This is a genomic window from Serratia sp. JSRIV004 (genome assembly GCF_019968705.1).
GTDB lineage: Bacteria > Pseudomonadota > Gammaproteobacteria > Enterobacterales > Enterobacteriaceae > Chania > Chania fonticola_B.
The window spans coordinates 4,217,846-4,231,024 of sequence record NZ_CP074140.1; the positions used below are offsets into that span (position 1 = coordinate 4,217,846).

General features: G+C 53.4%; 12 protein-coding genes and 6 tRNA genes. 8 read left to right on the forward strand and 10 right to left on the reverse strand.

What is annotated here, in order from left to right; translation table 11 throughout:
* The first annotated feature begins 67 nt into the window (after positions 1-67).
* Both mgrA and KGP21_RS20170 read left to right on the forward strand, forming a co-directional pair.
* Entirely contained in the window at positions 68-1,057 is a 990-nt protein-coding gene (mgrA, locus tag KGP21_RS20165) for an L-glyceraldehyde 3-phosphate reductase (protein WP_209530285.1), read from the forward strand.
* 256 nt (positions 1,058-1,313) lie between these two features.
* A complete protein-coding gene (locus KGP21_RS20170) occupies positions 1,314-1,709 on the forward strand; it encodes a DUF2502 domain-containing protein (RefSeq protein ID WP_021807034.1) in 396 nt (131 codons plus the stop codon).
* Between the two features lie 243 nt (positions 1,710-1,952).
* Here KGP21_RS20170 and KGP21_RS20175 read toward each other — a convergent pair whose 3' ends face one another.
* Positions 1,953-3,191, reverse strand: coding sequence for an Nramp family divalent metal transporter (locus tag KGP21_RS20175; RefSeq protein WP_223536121.1), 1,239 nt, complete (start codon positions 3,189-3,191; stop codon positions 1,953-1,955).
* A gap of 378 nt (positions 3,192-3,569) precedes the next feature.
* Here KGP21_RS20175 and KGP21_RS20180 point away from each other — a divergent pair, with 378 nt between their 5' ends.
* The gene (locus KGP21_RS20180) at positions 3,570-4,757 is read left to right on the forward strand and encodes a NupC/NupG family nucleoside CNT transporter (RefSeq protein ID WP_021178662.1); all 1,188 of its coding nucleotides are present in this window, start codon (positions 3,570-3,572) and stop codon (positions 4,755-4,757) included.
* Positions 4,758-4,895: 138 nt separating this feature from the next.
* Here the strand turns inward: KGP21_RS20180 and KGP21_RS20185 are convergent, their stop codons facing one another.
* From KGP21_RS20185 to KGP21_RS29645, 6 genes are all read right to left on the reverse strand, one after another.
* Positions 4,896-5,201: a type II toxin-antitoxin system RelE/ParE family toxin gene (locus tag KGP21_RS20185; protein WP_223500180.1), complete on the reverse strand. Its 306-nt coding sequence runs from the start codon at positions 5,199-5,201 to the stop codon at positions 4,896-4,898.
* A gap of 44 nt (positions 5,202-5,245) precedes the next feature.
* Positions 5,246-5,473 carry a type II toxin-antitoxin system Phd/YefM family antitoxin gene (locus KGP21_RS20190; RefSeq protein WP_021178663.1) on the reverse strand — a complete coding sequence of 76 codons (228 nt, stop codon included), beginning with the start codon at positions 5,471-5,473 and terminating at the stop codon, positions 5,246-5,248.
* A gap of 133 nt (positions 5,474-5,606) precedes the next feature.
* A tRNA-Ala gene (locus KGP21_RS20195) sits at positions 5,607-5,682 on the reverse strand.
* A 62-nt stretch (positions 5,683-5,744) separates the two neighbouring features.
* Positions 5,745-5,820, reverse strand: a tRNA-Ala gene (locus KGP21_RS20200).
* 220 nt (positions 5,821-6,040) lie between these two features.
* Positions 6,041-7,456: a glutamate--tRNA ligase gene (gltX, locus tag KGP21_RS20205; RefSeq protein ID WP_059201432.1), complete on the reverse strand. Its 1,416-nt coding sequence runs from the start codon at positions 7,454-7,456 to the stop codon at positions 6,041-6,043.
* 92 nt (positions 7,457-7,548) lie between these two features.
* Complete coding sequence (locus KGP21_RS29645; RefSeq protein ID WP_021178665.1) at positions 7,549-7,683, reverse strand: hypothetical protein; 135 nt, start codon at positions 7,681-7,683, stop codon at positions 7,549-7,551.
* Between the two features lie 56 nt (positions 7,684-7,739).
* On the opposite strand from KGP21_RS29645, the gene KGP21_RS20210 reads away from it, so the two are divergent.
* From KGP21_RS20210 to KGP21_RS20230, 5 genes are all read left to right on the forward strand, one after another.
* Positions 7,740-7,815, forward strand: a tRNA-Val gene (locus KGP21_RS20210).
* A gap of 33 nt (positions 7,816-7,848) precedes the next feature.
* Positions 7,849-7,924 (forward strand) — tRNA-Val (locus tag KGP21_RS20215).
* Between the two features lie 38 nt (positions 7,925-7,962).
* Positions 7,963-8,038: transfer RNA gene (locus KGP21_RS20220), tRNA-Val, on the forward strand.
* A gap of 33 nt (positions 8,039-8,071) precedes the next feature.
* Positions 8,072-8,147, forward strand: a tRNA-Lys gene (locus tag KGP21_RS20225).
* A 651-nt stretch (positions 8,148-8,798) separates the two neighbouring features.
* Positions 8,799-9,734, forward strand: a complete 936-nt coding sequence (locus tag KGP21_RS20230; protein ID WP_059199132.1) for an IS110 family transposase — start codon at positions 8,799-8,801, stop codon at positions 9,732-9,734.
* 195 nt (positions 9,735-9,929) lie between these two features.
* Here the strand turns inward: KGP21_RS20230 and dhbA are convergent, their stop codons facing one another.
* Genes dhbA through KGP21_RS20245 form a run of 3 tightly spaced genes read right to left on the reverse strand, consistent with a single transcriptional unit; the run spans position 9,930 to position 13,174 of the window.
* Complete coding sequence (dhbA, locus tag KGP21_RS20235; protein WP_059201433.1) at positions 9,930-10,688, reverse strand: 2,3-dihydro-2,3-dihydroxybenzoate dehydrogenase; 759 nt, start codon at positions 10,686-10,688, stop codon at positions 9,930-9,932.
* Positions 10,688-11,542 (reverse strand): isochorismatase, encoded by an 855-nt coding sequence (locus KGP21_RS20240; RefSeq protein ID WP_021807039.1) that lies wholly within the window; start codon positions 11,540-11,542, stop codon positions 10,688-10,690. The genes dhbA and KGP21_RS20240 overlap by 1 nt, the downstream gene beginning before the upstream one ends.
* Positions 11,543-11,545: 3 nt before the next feature.
* Complete coding sequence (locus KGP21_RS20245; RefSeq protein WP_223536124.1) at positions 11,546-13,174, reverse strand: (2,3-dihydroxybenzoyl)adenylate synthase; 1,629 nt, start codon at positions 13,172-13,174, stop codon at positions 11,546-11,548.
* Positions 13,175-13,179 lie beyond the last annotated feature (5 nt).

A 13,179-nucleotide genomic window follows, 5' to 3' on the forward strand; every position in this document is an offset into this window, starting at 1 on the left:
CACACTCTGACAACCCATGTGGAAGCGCATACACTGAATACCCTTCCCCGCTGTCGATGAGGATCTTATGGTTTATCAAGCTGAGTCTGCCCGCTACCAGAATATGGAATATCGCCGTTGCGGACGCAGCGGGCTGCAACTTCCGGCCGTTTCACTCGGTATGTGGCACAACTTTGGCGATAGCACGCTGTATGACAACGCACGCAATCTGGTGCATCGTGCCTTCGATCTTGGCATTACCCACTTCGATCTGGCCAATAACTACGGGCCACCGCCGGGTTCTGCCGAAGAGAATTTCGGCCGTATTCTGCATCAGGATCTCCAGCCTTATCGCGATGAGTTGATTATCTCTTCCAAAGCGGGCTACACCATGTGGCCTGGCCCCTACGGTGACTGGGGATCGAAGAAATACCTGGTCGCCAGCCTGAACCAGAGCCTGCAACGCATGCGGCTCGATTATGTGGATATCTTCTACCATCACCGCCCTGACCCGGATACGCCGCTGGAAGAAACCATGGCGGCGTTGGATTTGATAGTCCGCCAAGGGAAAGCGCTGTATGTCGGATTATCGAATTACCCGGCCGAACGGGCGCGGCAGGCATTTGCCATTCTGCAGCAGCTTGGCACTCCTTGTGTGATCCACCAGCCAAAGTACTCGATGTTTGAACGCTGGGTCGAACCCGAGTTGCTGGATACGCTGGAAGAACATGGCGTAGGGTCCATCGCCTTTTCGCCGCTGGCCGGAGGCATTCTGACAGATCGCTATTTGCAAGGCATTCCGCCTGATTCCCGCGCAGCGAGCGGTAGCCGATCCCTCACTCCCGAACAGATTACCGAAACGAAACTGCAAAAGGTTCGCCAACTGAACGCGCTAGCAGAGCAGCGTGGCCAAAAGCTTTCGCAGATGGCGCTAGCCTGGGTGTTGCGTAACGATCGCGTCACTTCCGTTTTGATCGGTGCTAGCAAAGTCAGCCAGATTGAAGATGCGGTCGGTATGTTGGCCAACCGTAAATTCAGCGCAGAAGAGATCGCCAAGATAGAGCAGATCCTGATGTAATCGCTTACAAGCCGCCGGTAGGGTATCGGCGGTTTTCTCACCGTTCTCCTCAGATAACTCCCAATCCCCGGTGTTCTCCATGGCTTTCAGAATTTGCCCAAAGGCGCGGCCGCCCCACGGCGTTAACATCTCTCAGATAAATACCTCAGGGATTTTACGCACAGCGTTAAAGAGCGAGGGATAACAACCGTTTGCATGGCCAAAACCTATACCGATGAACGTGCTTCATTATCGGTATTCGGCCAAGGGAGCCTAAATGTTTAAACCTCTGTTTACCGCAGCCATTCTGGCGGCGCTTTTCATGCCCATCGCCCACATCGCCCATGCCAGCAGCGTCAATATTGATTTGCTGCCGGGGGTCTCGCTGCAGATTGGTGACCAGGACAAACGCGGCAATTACTGGGACGGTTACGATTGGCGCGATCGCGATTGGTGGCATGGCCATCAGGGGCGTGATTTAGGGGAGCGCAGCCGCCGTGGCTACTATTGGGATGGCTATCGCTGGCGGGACCGCGATTACTGGCATAAAAATTATTACTACCATGATGGCCGCTACCGCAAGGCTGATAAATATTATTACAAACAGTATAAAAAGCAGCACCATAAGAATAAGCATCATCACAAAAACCATCATCACGATCATGATGATTGACCCCTCACCCCAACCCTCTCCCACAGGGAGAGGGAGCTGTCTGGAGCTTTTGATTAGCTCGTACTGCTTCGGAAAGTGATGTAAGAAGAAGAAAGGCTGAGTAAAGGATGCTAAGTGTTCAACATGCCCCCGGTCTATACACTCCCACAGGGCGAGGGAGCTGTTCGGTATAGTAATCAGGTGCAGAAGTCAGTCTGTAGCACGTTTAACCCCTCTACATAAGCTAGGGTGAGAGGAACGATCCTAAAGCAAGTTACTGATCAGCAGATAACCGTTGAGCCCAACCACCACCAACACAATCAGTTTACCGAGATTCTGGATTAGACGACCGTTGACCATATCCCCCATCAGTTCACGGTTGCCGGTAAACGCCAGCAGCGGCACCAACGCCAGGGCGATACCAAAGCTCAGCAGCACCTGGCTCAAAACCAGAATACGCGTCGCATCCATCCCCATCATGATGACAATAAACGATGGCATCATGGTGACCACCCGCCGTACCCAGATAGGGATATAGAAGCGGACAAAGCCCTGCATCACCACCTGCCCCGCCAAAGTGCCTACCACGGTAGAAGAAAGACCTGCTGCAACCAGGCTCAGGCCAAAAATGGTGGCCGCCGCATTGCCGAGCAACGGCTGCAACGTCAGGTAAGCTTGGTCAAGATCGGTAATGCCGCTGTGGCCGTTGAAATGGAATGCGGCAGCGGCGGTGGCCATCATCGCCAGGTTAACAAAACCGGCAATGGTCATGGCGATCGCTACGTCCAGCTTGGTGGCCGAATAACGTTCGGCTTTAGAGTCTTTACCGGCAGTCTGCGTCAGCGAGGAGTGCAAATAAATCACATGCGGCATGATGGTTGCCCCTAACACCCCCGCAGCAAGAAACACCGCGTCACCATTCGGCAAATCCGGGATCGCCATCCCTCTAATCAACCCGCTCAACTGCGGCTGAGAAAATACCAGCTCCACGATATAGGCCATTGCCACAAACAGCAGCAGGCCGCCAATCACCAGTTCCAGCGGCTTTTGCCCACGTTTTTGCAGCATCAGGATCAGGAAGGTGGCAATGCCGGTGAGGACTGCCCCCTGCAACAACGTTACTCCCAGCAGCAGTTTGAAACCGATCGCGGCACCGATAAACTCGGCCAAGTCAGTGGCCATCGCAATAATCTCCGCCTGCACCCAATAAGCCCAGACGGCCGGGCGCGGGAAGCGATCGCGGATATGCTCAGCAAGGTTTTTACCGGTAGCGATGCCGAGTTTGGCAGACAGCAATTGGATCAGCATCGCCATGACGTTGGCCCATACCACCACCCACAGCAGCGTGTAACCAAAAGAAGCGCCAGCTTGAATATTAGTGGCAAAATTACCGGGGTCGAAATAGCCGATGGCGGCGATAAAGGCAGGCCCCATCAGAGAAAGTTTGATCTTTCTGGACGGGCGGCTGGAGGAAGTATTGTTAACCGCGCGACTGTTCAGCATAGCGAAAACCCTTACTAATTTAGCTCACCTTCATCTTTACTTAAGTGATAATGATTATCAAGTGCATTTGCAGCGATAATGGTTATCTCTGCGATAGCCAAAAACGAAGGTTTTATCGAACAGATCGCATGAAATCCTGGCGTTTCCATCTACTCTAGATCACAAGGTTCAGAGCGGATCACGCTTGATAATAAAAATAGCACAAAAATGCCACGAACACGCATATTTATTAACATCTTGATCTTTGGTGCTTTGCCGTCATAGATTAGGACTATCTCCACTATGATTTTCCATATTTGCTATGAATGTCTCGTTTTTAAACTTGGCGTTACATAAAATGACAACCGAAATTCAGCCTGCCTCAAATTTGGAGCAAACATGTCCCATATTGCGCACTTTGCGTTAGCGTTAGTGGTGGTTGCAATCCTGGCCCTGTTAGTGTGCCGCGATCGTAAAAACATCCGCATCCGCTATGTTATTCAGTTGTTGGTTATTGAAGTGTTACTGGCCTATTTCTTCCTGAACTCGGAAGCAGGTTTAGGCTTTGTAAAAGGCTTTGCAGCAATGTTCGACAAGTTGCTCGGGTTTGCGGGGCAAGGGACTGATTTTGTGTTCGGCGGGATGGGTGACAAAGGTCTGGCCTTCTTCTTCCTGAAGGTGCTGTGCCCAATCGTGTTCATCTCTGCCCTGATCGGTATTCTGCAATACATCAAAGTGCTGCCGTTTATCATCCGCATCATCGGGACCGTGCTGTCTAAAGTGAACGGTATGGGTAAACTGGAATCCTTCAACGCCGTCAGTTCGTTGATCCTGGGCCAGTCTGAGAACTTCATTGCCTACAAAGATGTACTGGGCAAGATGTCAGAAAAACGCATGTACACCATGGCCGCTACCGCGATGTCGACAGTTTCCATGTCCATCGTTGGCGCATACATGACCATGCTGGATGCCAAGTATGTCGTGGCGGCACTGGTACTGAACATGTTCAGCACCTTTATCGTCCTGTCACTGGTCAACCCTTATGACACCAGTAAAGAAGAAGAGCTGCACCTCGGCAATCTGCACGAAGGCCAAAGCTTCTTTGAAATGCTGGGTGAATACATTCTGGCAGGCTTCAAGGTGGCGATTATCGTTGCCGCGATGCTGATTGGCTTTATCGCCCTGATTGCCGCGCTTAACGGCCTGTTCAGCGCCATCTTCGGCCTGAGCTTCCAGGAAATCCTGGGTTACTTCTTCTATCCATTTGCCTGGGTCCTTGGCGTGCCTAAGCATGAAGCGTTACAGGTTGGCAGCATCATGGCGACCAAGCTGGTTTCCAACGAATTCGTTGCCATGATGGAACTGCAGAAAATCGGTGCTGAGCTGTCTCCACGCAGCATGGGTATCCTGTCCGTGTTCCTGGTGTCCTTCGCCAACTTCTCTTCTATCGGTATCGTAGCCGGTGCGATTAAAGGGTTGAACGAGCATCAGGGCAACGTGGTTTCACGTTTCGGCCTTAAGCTGGTTTACGGCTCTACCCTGGTTAGCCTGCTGTCAGCGGCCATCACAGGCTTGGTTCTGGGCTAACAGCTTTAGCACCGACAAGTTCTAGTCTTAAGACGCCCGATGAAGTTTATCGGGCGTTTTTTATTTGATGCCGATAAAGCATGCGATTCTATTTTTTGAGGAGGACATAGTTATTGCTGGCATGACGCTCAGAAAATCTTACTGCCATTCAAGTATGCGGTTGAAAAGTAAGCTTGCAATGTCTTGCTTTTGGGACAACATCGCGTGGACGTAAATCCGCGTATCCTCTTTGCCAAACGTGGTGCTATAGAGCACTCGGTATCCGTCAGCTGTATTACATTCCCGGTATTTAGCGCACCCAAGAGCTAGCAATTCATCACAGACAGGACTTCCTTCAGGAAAAACACCGGTTTTCTCTTCAAACTCAACCAATGCTCTTTTTATAGCCGGTTTCGGGTCAATCTGGTGAGAGCGCAAAAAATACGCGATGGTTTGCATCGTCATTTTCGCGGTCCCTGAATAAATGAAAGTTACCGCTTTCGCAGTCATCAGAGTGAATCCAAGATTTGTTCACGGGAGAAGGTTCGCCCTAGCTCAATATCTTTCTCAGACAGCGTCATAAGCTTGAGCAAAGCAATACTTTCATCCCTGCGCATACGATCTCCGTAGGACTCGATAACATAAGCAGGAAGACCGTTTTGCGTCACAATCAAAGGTTCCGACAGATCGAGCTTGGCGGCATTTTGTTTCAGATAGCTGATAGTTTCTGTTTTCATAATGTCTCCAGCAGTAAATTATTGCCAGTAAAAGACCAAATATAGTCTATATAAAAACTGATAACAACAATTCAGTCCAGAGGTAAAGCCTTAGAATGCAAAAAGCCGACCCTTGGGTCGGCTTTTCAAATGGTGGTGGAGCTAGACGGGATCGAACCGTCGACCTCTTGCATGCCATGCAAGCGCTCTCCCAGCTGAGCTATAGCCCCACAAAAGTGGTACGCGTTAACCGTGCGTTACGGTATTCCCCAACCTTCCTGAGATAAAAGGTTGGTGGAGCTAGACGGGATCGAACCGTCGACCTCTTGCATGCCATGCAAGCGCTCTCCCAGCTGAGCTATAGCCCCAATCCACAATCACGAAATCCTGTGAACGGGGCGCATGATATGAAACCCCAGAAACCCTGTCAACGGCTAAATTGAATTCCTCGATCAAGCGCTGAAAAAGCCGCCAAATCAGCGCGTTTAATGCTAAAAAACCGCCGCTTCGGGTACAAAATAAACCGGCAAGAAAAAAGCCCCGCGAATCGCTTCGCAGGGCTTTGTCGGTTTAGCGGGCAACTAACGGTCAGGCTTGCGCTTCGCGCTCGGCAATATAAGCCAACGCCTGATCAATACGCTTGAGGGAGCGAGCCTGGCCGATAGCATGTACGGTAACGTCCATGCCCGGTGACTGGCCAGCGCCAGTGACCGCGACGCGCAGTGGCATCCCTACTTTGCCCATACCCACGCCCAGTTCGTCTGCAGTGCCCTGAATGGCGTCGTGCACGTTCTCTGGCGTCCAGTTGGTAATAGCGGCCAATTTGGCGCGTACGGCTTCCAGCGGCTGGCGTGCGACCGGACGCAGGTGTTTCTTCGCCGCATCGGCGTCAAACTCGCTGAAGTCCTGGTAGAAGTAATGGCAAGACTCCGCCATCTCCTTGAGGGTTTTACAACGCTCGCCCAGCAGTTTGACCAGATCTTTCAATTCTGGACCGTTGCGGGTTTCAATCCCCTGCTGCTCAACATGCCATGCCAGATAGACCGCCACTTCTTCCGCTGGCATATGGTTAATGTAGTGATGGTTCAACCACTGCAGCTTTTCAGTGTTGAAGGCGCTGGCGGATTTGTTGATCGCATCCAGAGTGAAGAACTCTTTCATCTCATCAATAGAGAAGATTTCCTGATCGCCATGGGACCAGCCCAGACGCACCAGATAGTTCAACAACGCCTGCGGCAGGTAGCCGTCATCGCGGTATTGCATCACGCCAACGGCACCGTGGCGTTTAGACAGTTTTTTACCGTCATCACCCAGGATCATCGACACGTGAGCATATTCCGGCACCGGTGCCCCCAGCGCTTTCAGGATGTTGATCTGGCGCGGCGTGTTGTTGATATGGTCTTCACCACGGATCACGTGGGTGATTTCCATATCCCAGTCATCGATCACTACGCAGAAGTTATAGGTTGGCGCACCGTCGGTACGGCGAATGATCAGATCGTCCAGCTCCTGGTTGCTGAATTCGATCGGGCCACGGATTTTATCGTCGAAGATGACCGAACCTTCCTGCGGGTTACGAAAACGCACTACGTGTGGCTCATCGGCAGTGTGGCTGCACTGGCTATCGCGGCAATGGCCGTCATAGCGTGGCTTCTCGCCGTTTTCCATTTGCTTCTCGCGCAGCGCTTCCAGGCGTTCTTTCGAGCAATAGCACTTATAGGCCGTTCCCTGTTGCAGCATGTCATCAATCACCGCGTTGTAGCGATCGAAACGCTTGGTCTGGAAGTACGGGCCTTCATCCCAATCCAGGTTTAACCAGTTCATGCCATCCATAATTGCGTCGATAGCTTCCTGGGTTGAACGTTCGAGATCGGTATCTTCGATACGCAATACAAACTCACCGCCGAAATGGCGGCTGAACAACCAGGAATAGAGCGCAGTACGGGCGCCGCCGACGTGCAGATAGCCGGTCGGGCTTGGGGCGAAACGGGTTTTGATTTTCATTGGGTTCACTGCCTTATTACGCAACGCGTGTCAGCGGAGTGCCGACGATTGCTCGGAATGTAAAATAGTGGACGACATTCTACCACTCCATGCTAATTCCTCAACGCCGACGCGCTATCGGCCACTACGCTTTGCGGCCCACTACGCAGGATACTGTGCAAAGAATCGTCCTGGTCGGCGATAAATATCGCATCCTGTCTAAATTTGCGGCGAACGATTGAAATCATTTTAAAAACCGTTGACTCACTTTCAACTATCCCTATAATGCGACTCCAACAAGACGGGGTGATTAGCTCAGTTGGTAGAGCATCTCCTTTACACGGAGGGGGTCGGCGGTTCGAGCCCGTCATCACCCACCATCTTGTTAACGCAGTAAAAAATGAGAACAATGAGGGTGATTAGCTCAGTTGGTAGAGCATCTCCTTTACACGGAGGGGGTCGGCGGTTCGAGCCCGTCATCACCCACCATCATTCTCTCATTGGGTAGTATCTGGAAGTCCTGAAGTGGGTGATTAGCTCAGTTGGTAGAGCATCTCCTTTACACGGAGGGGGTCGGCGGTTCGAGCCCGTCATCACCCACCATTTCAGCTTCAGAAAGCAGTACACCACATTCGTGGGTCGTTAGCTCAGTTGGTAGAGCAGTTGACTTTTAATCAATTGGTCGCAGGTTCGAATCCTGCACGACCCACCACCATTTAGAAAAAGGCGCCTTTAGGCGCCTTTTTCGCATATGTGCTCCCCACAACAGTGCCATCTCCTTCACCACATACGCAAAGAAGGGTCGTGTGGGTGAGAACCTGCGTTCAGGTTCGAGTCTCGCTTGCGAGACAACGGCGGCGGCCGGTCATCCTGCACGACCCACCGTACAGGTGCCAAATGCTCGCCCCCTGCTACTCTTTTGACCTACCTGGCAACCGCCCCCTTAGCCCACGGTGATGTCCCCTCACCCTAACCCTCTCCCACAGGGAGAGGGAACAGTCCGTGCTACCAGTAATATCGCCTTCAACCTGACTATCGGCGAACGCAAACAACCAATCATCCTGCTCGTCCCACCTTACCGGTGCCTAATGCACGCACCTGCGTCTTTTGACTTACCAAGCGCCTATTTAGGCCACTATGGTATCTCCCTCACCCTAACCCTTGTATGTTTAAGGTACTTTAATTACCCGCCCAAAGGCGGGTAGACTTTAACCGAGTTGTACCTGACGCTACAGCCCGATTCCCCTCTGGGACAACAAGCCCGTGGGAGAGCTTATGGCGTGGCGTCAGTTTTCCTGTTAACCCGAACAGCTGCCAGGGCGGCATCAGCCAGCCCGTATCTTACAAGGCCGGGAGACTTGAAATGACTGAACATGCAACCGTCGGTATCGACATTGCCAAAGACACTTTTGACGTATACATCGACCCAACTCGGCAGCTTCTGCATCTGGATAACACACCGGAAGGCCATCAGCAGTTGCTGAGTTCGCTCTCTGCCATCACCGTCAAGCTTGTCGTGATGGAGGCGACAGGCCGATATCACTCATTACTGGCCGCCACGCTTGAGTTGGCTGGGTTACCCGTGGCCGTGGTCAATCCACGCCAGGTAAAAAACTTCGCTCGTGCGCTAGGGACCCTGTACAAAACCGACCCGAATGATGCGCGTATCATCTGCGAGTTTGGCCGGAGAATGGAGCCCGAAGCCCGCCCCACACCGGATGAACAGACGCAGCGTCTGGCCGGGATGGTGACCCGCCGTCGCCAACTGGTCGATAACAGGACCATGGAGATAAACCGCTATAAAAGCTGCGATGACGTGGTGGTCTCAGCGGGCATCAAGCGGCATATCGACTGGCTGACCGCTGAAATCCGGGATGCAGATGACGATATCGACAGGCAAATAAAAGTGATGCCTCTGTGGCGGGAAAAGGCGACGTTGTTGGAGGAAGTCAAAGGTATCGGGCCGACAACGATGGCGGTGCTTCTTGCGATGTTGCCGGAGCTGGGGAGGCTGAATCGGCACAAAATAAGCGCGTTGGTTGGCGTGTGTCCCTATGCCCATGACAGTGGAAAAATGAAAGGGAAGCGAAGTATCTGGGGAGGGCGAAGCGCGGTGCGTTCAGCGCTATACATGGCGACCTTGTCAGCGGTGCGGTACAACCCGACAATCCGGGAGTTTTACGAGCGCCTGACAGGGCGTGGAAAACCGTTCAAGGTGGCGGTGACCGCCTGCGTGAGAAAGCTGCTAACCATCCTGAATGCGATGCTGCGGGATAATAAAAAATGGGTGACAAATTAATCATCACCCGTTGACTTTAAACACAGCTGCTCTCCCCAAGAAGAGGGAACAGTCCGTGCTACCAGTAATATCGCCTTCAACCTGACTATCGGCGAACGCAAACAGCCAGTCTTCCTGCAAAACTAACCTCCCCAAAAACAAAAAAGGGAGCCGAATAATCAGCCCCCTTCTTCAAATCAACCGCTCAACCCAAACTCAAGCCGCCAACGTCGCCCCACCATCGATCACAATATCCTGCATCGTGATATGGCTAGCCCGGTCAGACGCCAGGAACAGAATCGCATCGGCAATCTCCTGCGGTTGGGCAATCTTGCCCAACGGGATCCCCAACTTAAACTGGTCGGGGAAACCCTTGATCATATTGCTTTCTCCGTGTTCATCCTGCCACATCCCGCGCAGCATCGGGGTATTGGTCGAACCGGGGGAAACCAGGTTACTGCGTACACCATAAGGCGCCATTTCCAGCCCCACGGTTTGACACAGGCTGCGCATAGCGGCCTTGGAGGCGCAGTAGGCCGCCATGCCAACACGTGGCACATGGGCCGCGTTAGAGGCAATGCTCACGATGGCCCCCTGCTTCTGGCGGCGGAACACCGGCAAGGTATGACGGAACAGGTTAAAGGCACCACCTGCGTTCACCGCCATACAGGCCAGCCAGTCCGCATTGCTGGTTTCATCGGTGAGCCCCATGCGCAGAACGCCAGCCCCATTGACCAACACGTCCAACCGCTCATGTTCCGCCAATAAACGCTGGCAAACGCTCTCTACCGCATCGGCATCAGTGATATCCAGTACCTCGGTGCGGAACGGATAGTCCAGATCGCCAAAATGCAGATCGAAGCCGATAACCTCGGCCCCACTCTGTGCAAACGCCAATGCGGTTTGATAACCGATTCCCGCCCCGGCACCGGTCACCCAAACGCGTTTACCGCTAAATTCCTGTTCTCTGGCCATCAGGATTTCCTCTCGGAAAGCAACGCCCACCAGCTATCGATCGTCGGTGATTTGGCCAGCGCGATAAAATCGATATCTTCACGAATTTTACGCCAGCGGGTTGCCAACTCCATGATACGCACCGAGTCCAGACCGTAATCGATCAAGTTTTCATCATTGCCGATGTCTTCGCTATCTTCATCGAGCAATGGGATAATTTGCTGGCGCAACGCATCGATGCTGGCAATACCAGGGAGCAGATCGGCGGTAGTCACCACCCGACCACAGCGCCCGGCGGTGTAACGCAGGGCCATCAGGTGTTCCTCACGGGAGAAGTCCGCCAGACCGTCGGCCACCATAAACGGCTTGATGTTACGCATAAAGGCGTCGATAGCCGTGGTCATACAGCCAATATGCGCGTAGACGCCACAGATAATCAGCTGATCGCGCCCACTTTCTTGCAGGATCTCTTGCAGCGGCGAGCGGTGGAACGCGCTGTAACGCCACTTCACCAACACCGTGTCGTCAGCATCCGGCGCCAATTCGCTGACCACCGCCTGCTGCTCTGGATGCTTGTTCAGCCCCGGCCCCCACATATCATTCAACAAGGCACGGTCTTCATCACTTTGCTGGTTAGGCTGCGCGGTATAAAACACCGGGATACCCTGCTGCTTGCAGTAGCGGCGCAGAGCGGCGATGTTCTCGACCACCTGTTTGATCAGCGGGCTATCTTCACCCCAGAAATTGAGGAAATATTGCTGCATGTCGTGGATCAGCAGTGCTGCGCGCTGTGGCTCGAAGGCCCAGTTAACCTTGTTAACCGGCAGTTCGCTCGGCGTTGGCAACGCATAATCGTTAAGTTTAGGGATCGCCATGACTTATTCTCCTTTGGCCTGAGCCAGTTGTTGCGCTTCCAGGCGTTCACGCAGCAGTTTTTTATCGACTTTACCGACCGGGGTTAACGGTAGTGACTCCACCTGAATAAAGCGGTCGGGCAATTTAAATTCGGCCACGCCCTGCTCACGCAGATGGCGGCGCAGTACCACGGGTTTGACGGCCTCGTGAGCGATGACAAAGGCACAGCTTTTTTCACCCATCAGATCGTCCGGCATCGACACCAGCGCGGCGTTAATCACCGCCGGGTGGCGCAGCAGCAGGTTTTCAATTTCTTCTGCAGCAATCTTTTCACCACCGCGGTTGATTTGGTCTTTCTGCCGCCCTTGTACCTGCACATAGCCGTCCGCCGTCAGGCTGATCAGATCGCCGGAACAGTAGAAACCGTTCTCGTCAAAGGCTTCGGCATTATGCTCAGGGCTTTGGTAATAGCCGCGGAAGGTGTATGGCCCACGCGTCATCAAACGACCCGTTTCCCCTACCGGCAGCGGATTACCTTGTTCATCTGCCACCCACAGCTCGTCGTCCGGACACATTGGCGTGCCTTGGGTGGTGAGAATGTGTTGGTCGTCGTCATCCAGCAATGTGTAGTTCACCAGCCCTTCAGCCATGCCAAACACCTGCTGCAACTGGCAGCCGATCTCATTGCGTATGCGGGCCGCCAGGGTTTCCCCCAATTTGGCTCCGCCGACCTGCAGCAGCGCTAGGCTGGCTAACGGCTGATTGCTGCCCCACTCTTCGATCGCCTGCAACCACAGGGTAACCGCAGGCGGCACCAACGCGGTGACCGTGATCTGATGCTGTTCGATCAGTTTGAAACATTGGGCAGCCGCAGGATCGCTGGCAAATACCACCAGCCCGGCACCGTAAAACACCCCCAACACGCCCGGAGAACTCATTGGATAGTTGTGGGCCACCGGCAACGCACACAGATAGCGGGTAGCACTGTCAAAACGGCAAATCTCTACGCTGCGGCGAATGCTGTAGTAATAATCGTTATGGGTGCGCGGGATCAGCTTCGGCGTACCGGTGCTGCCACCGGAAAGCTGGAAAAACGCCACCCGATCGGCGGCCGTTGGCGTCGGTTCAAAAGCACCTGGATCCTCTTCCAGCCAAGCAGCCAACGCCTGTTCACCTTCGGCCTGATTACGCAGCCCAACCACCCGTAGCGAAGGATGCTGTTCTCTGAACGTATCCAGGAACTGCTCCTGCGCGAACAGGGCATGTTCGCGATCGGCAATCAGCAGCGCAGGCTTGATTTGACTGGCATAGGCGTTCAGTTCGCTACGTTGATGGCTGAACAGGGCATTCACCGGCACCACGCCGATTTTCAACAGGGCAAAGAACACCACATAGAATTCAACCACGTTGCCTAGTTGAACCAACGCGGTATCACCGGATTGTAGCCCGCGCCGTAACAGGGCGGCGGCTAGACGATCGGAAAGCTGTTCCAGTTGGCGATAGCTTAAGCTGCGTTGCGGGTCGATCGTGGCAATAGCGTCGTTATCTGCCTGACGGGCCAAGATGTCGGTCAACGGTCGATCGATCCAATAGCCGCGTTCGCGGTAACGGCGCGCGAACTCTTCAGGCCAGGGGGTAAAAGCAATAGTCATGGGGG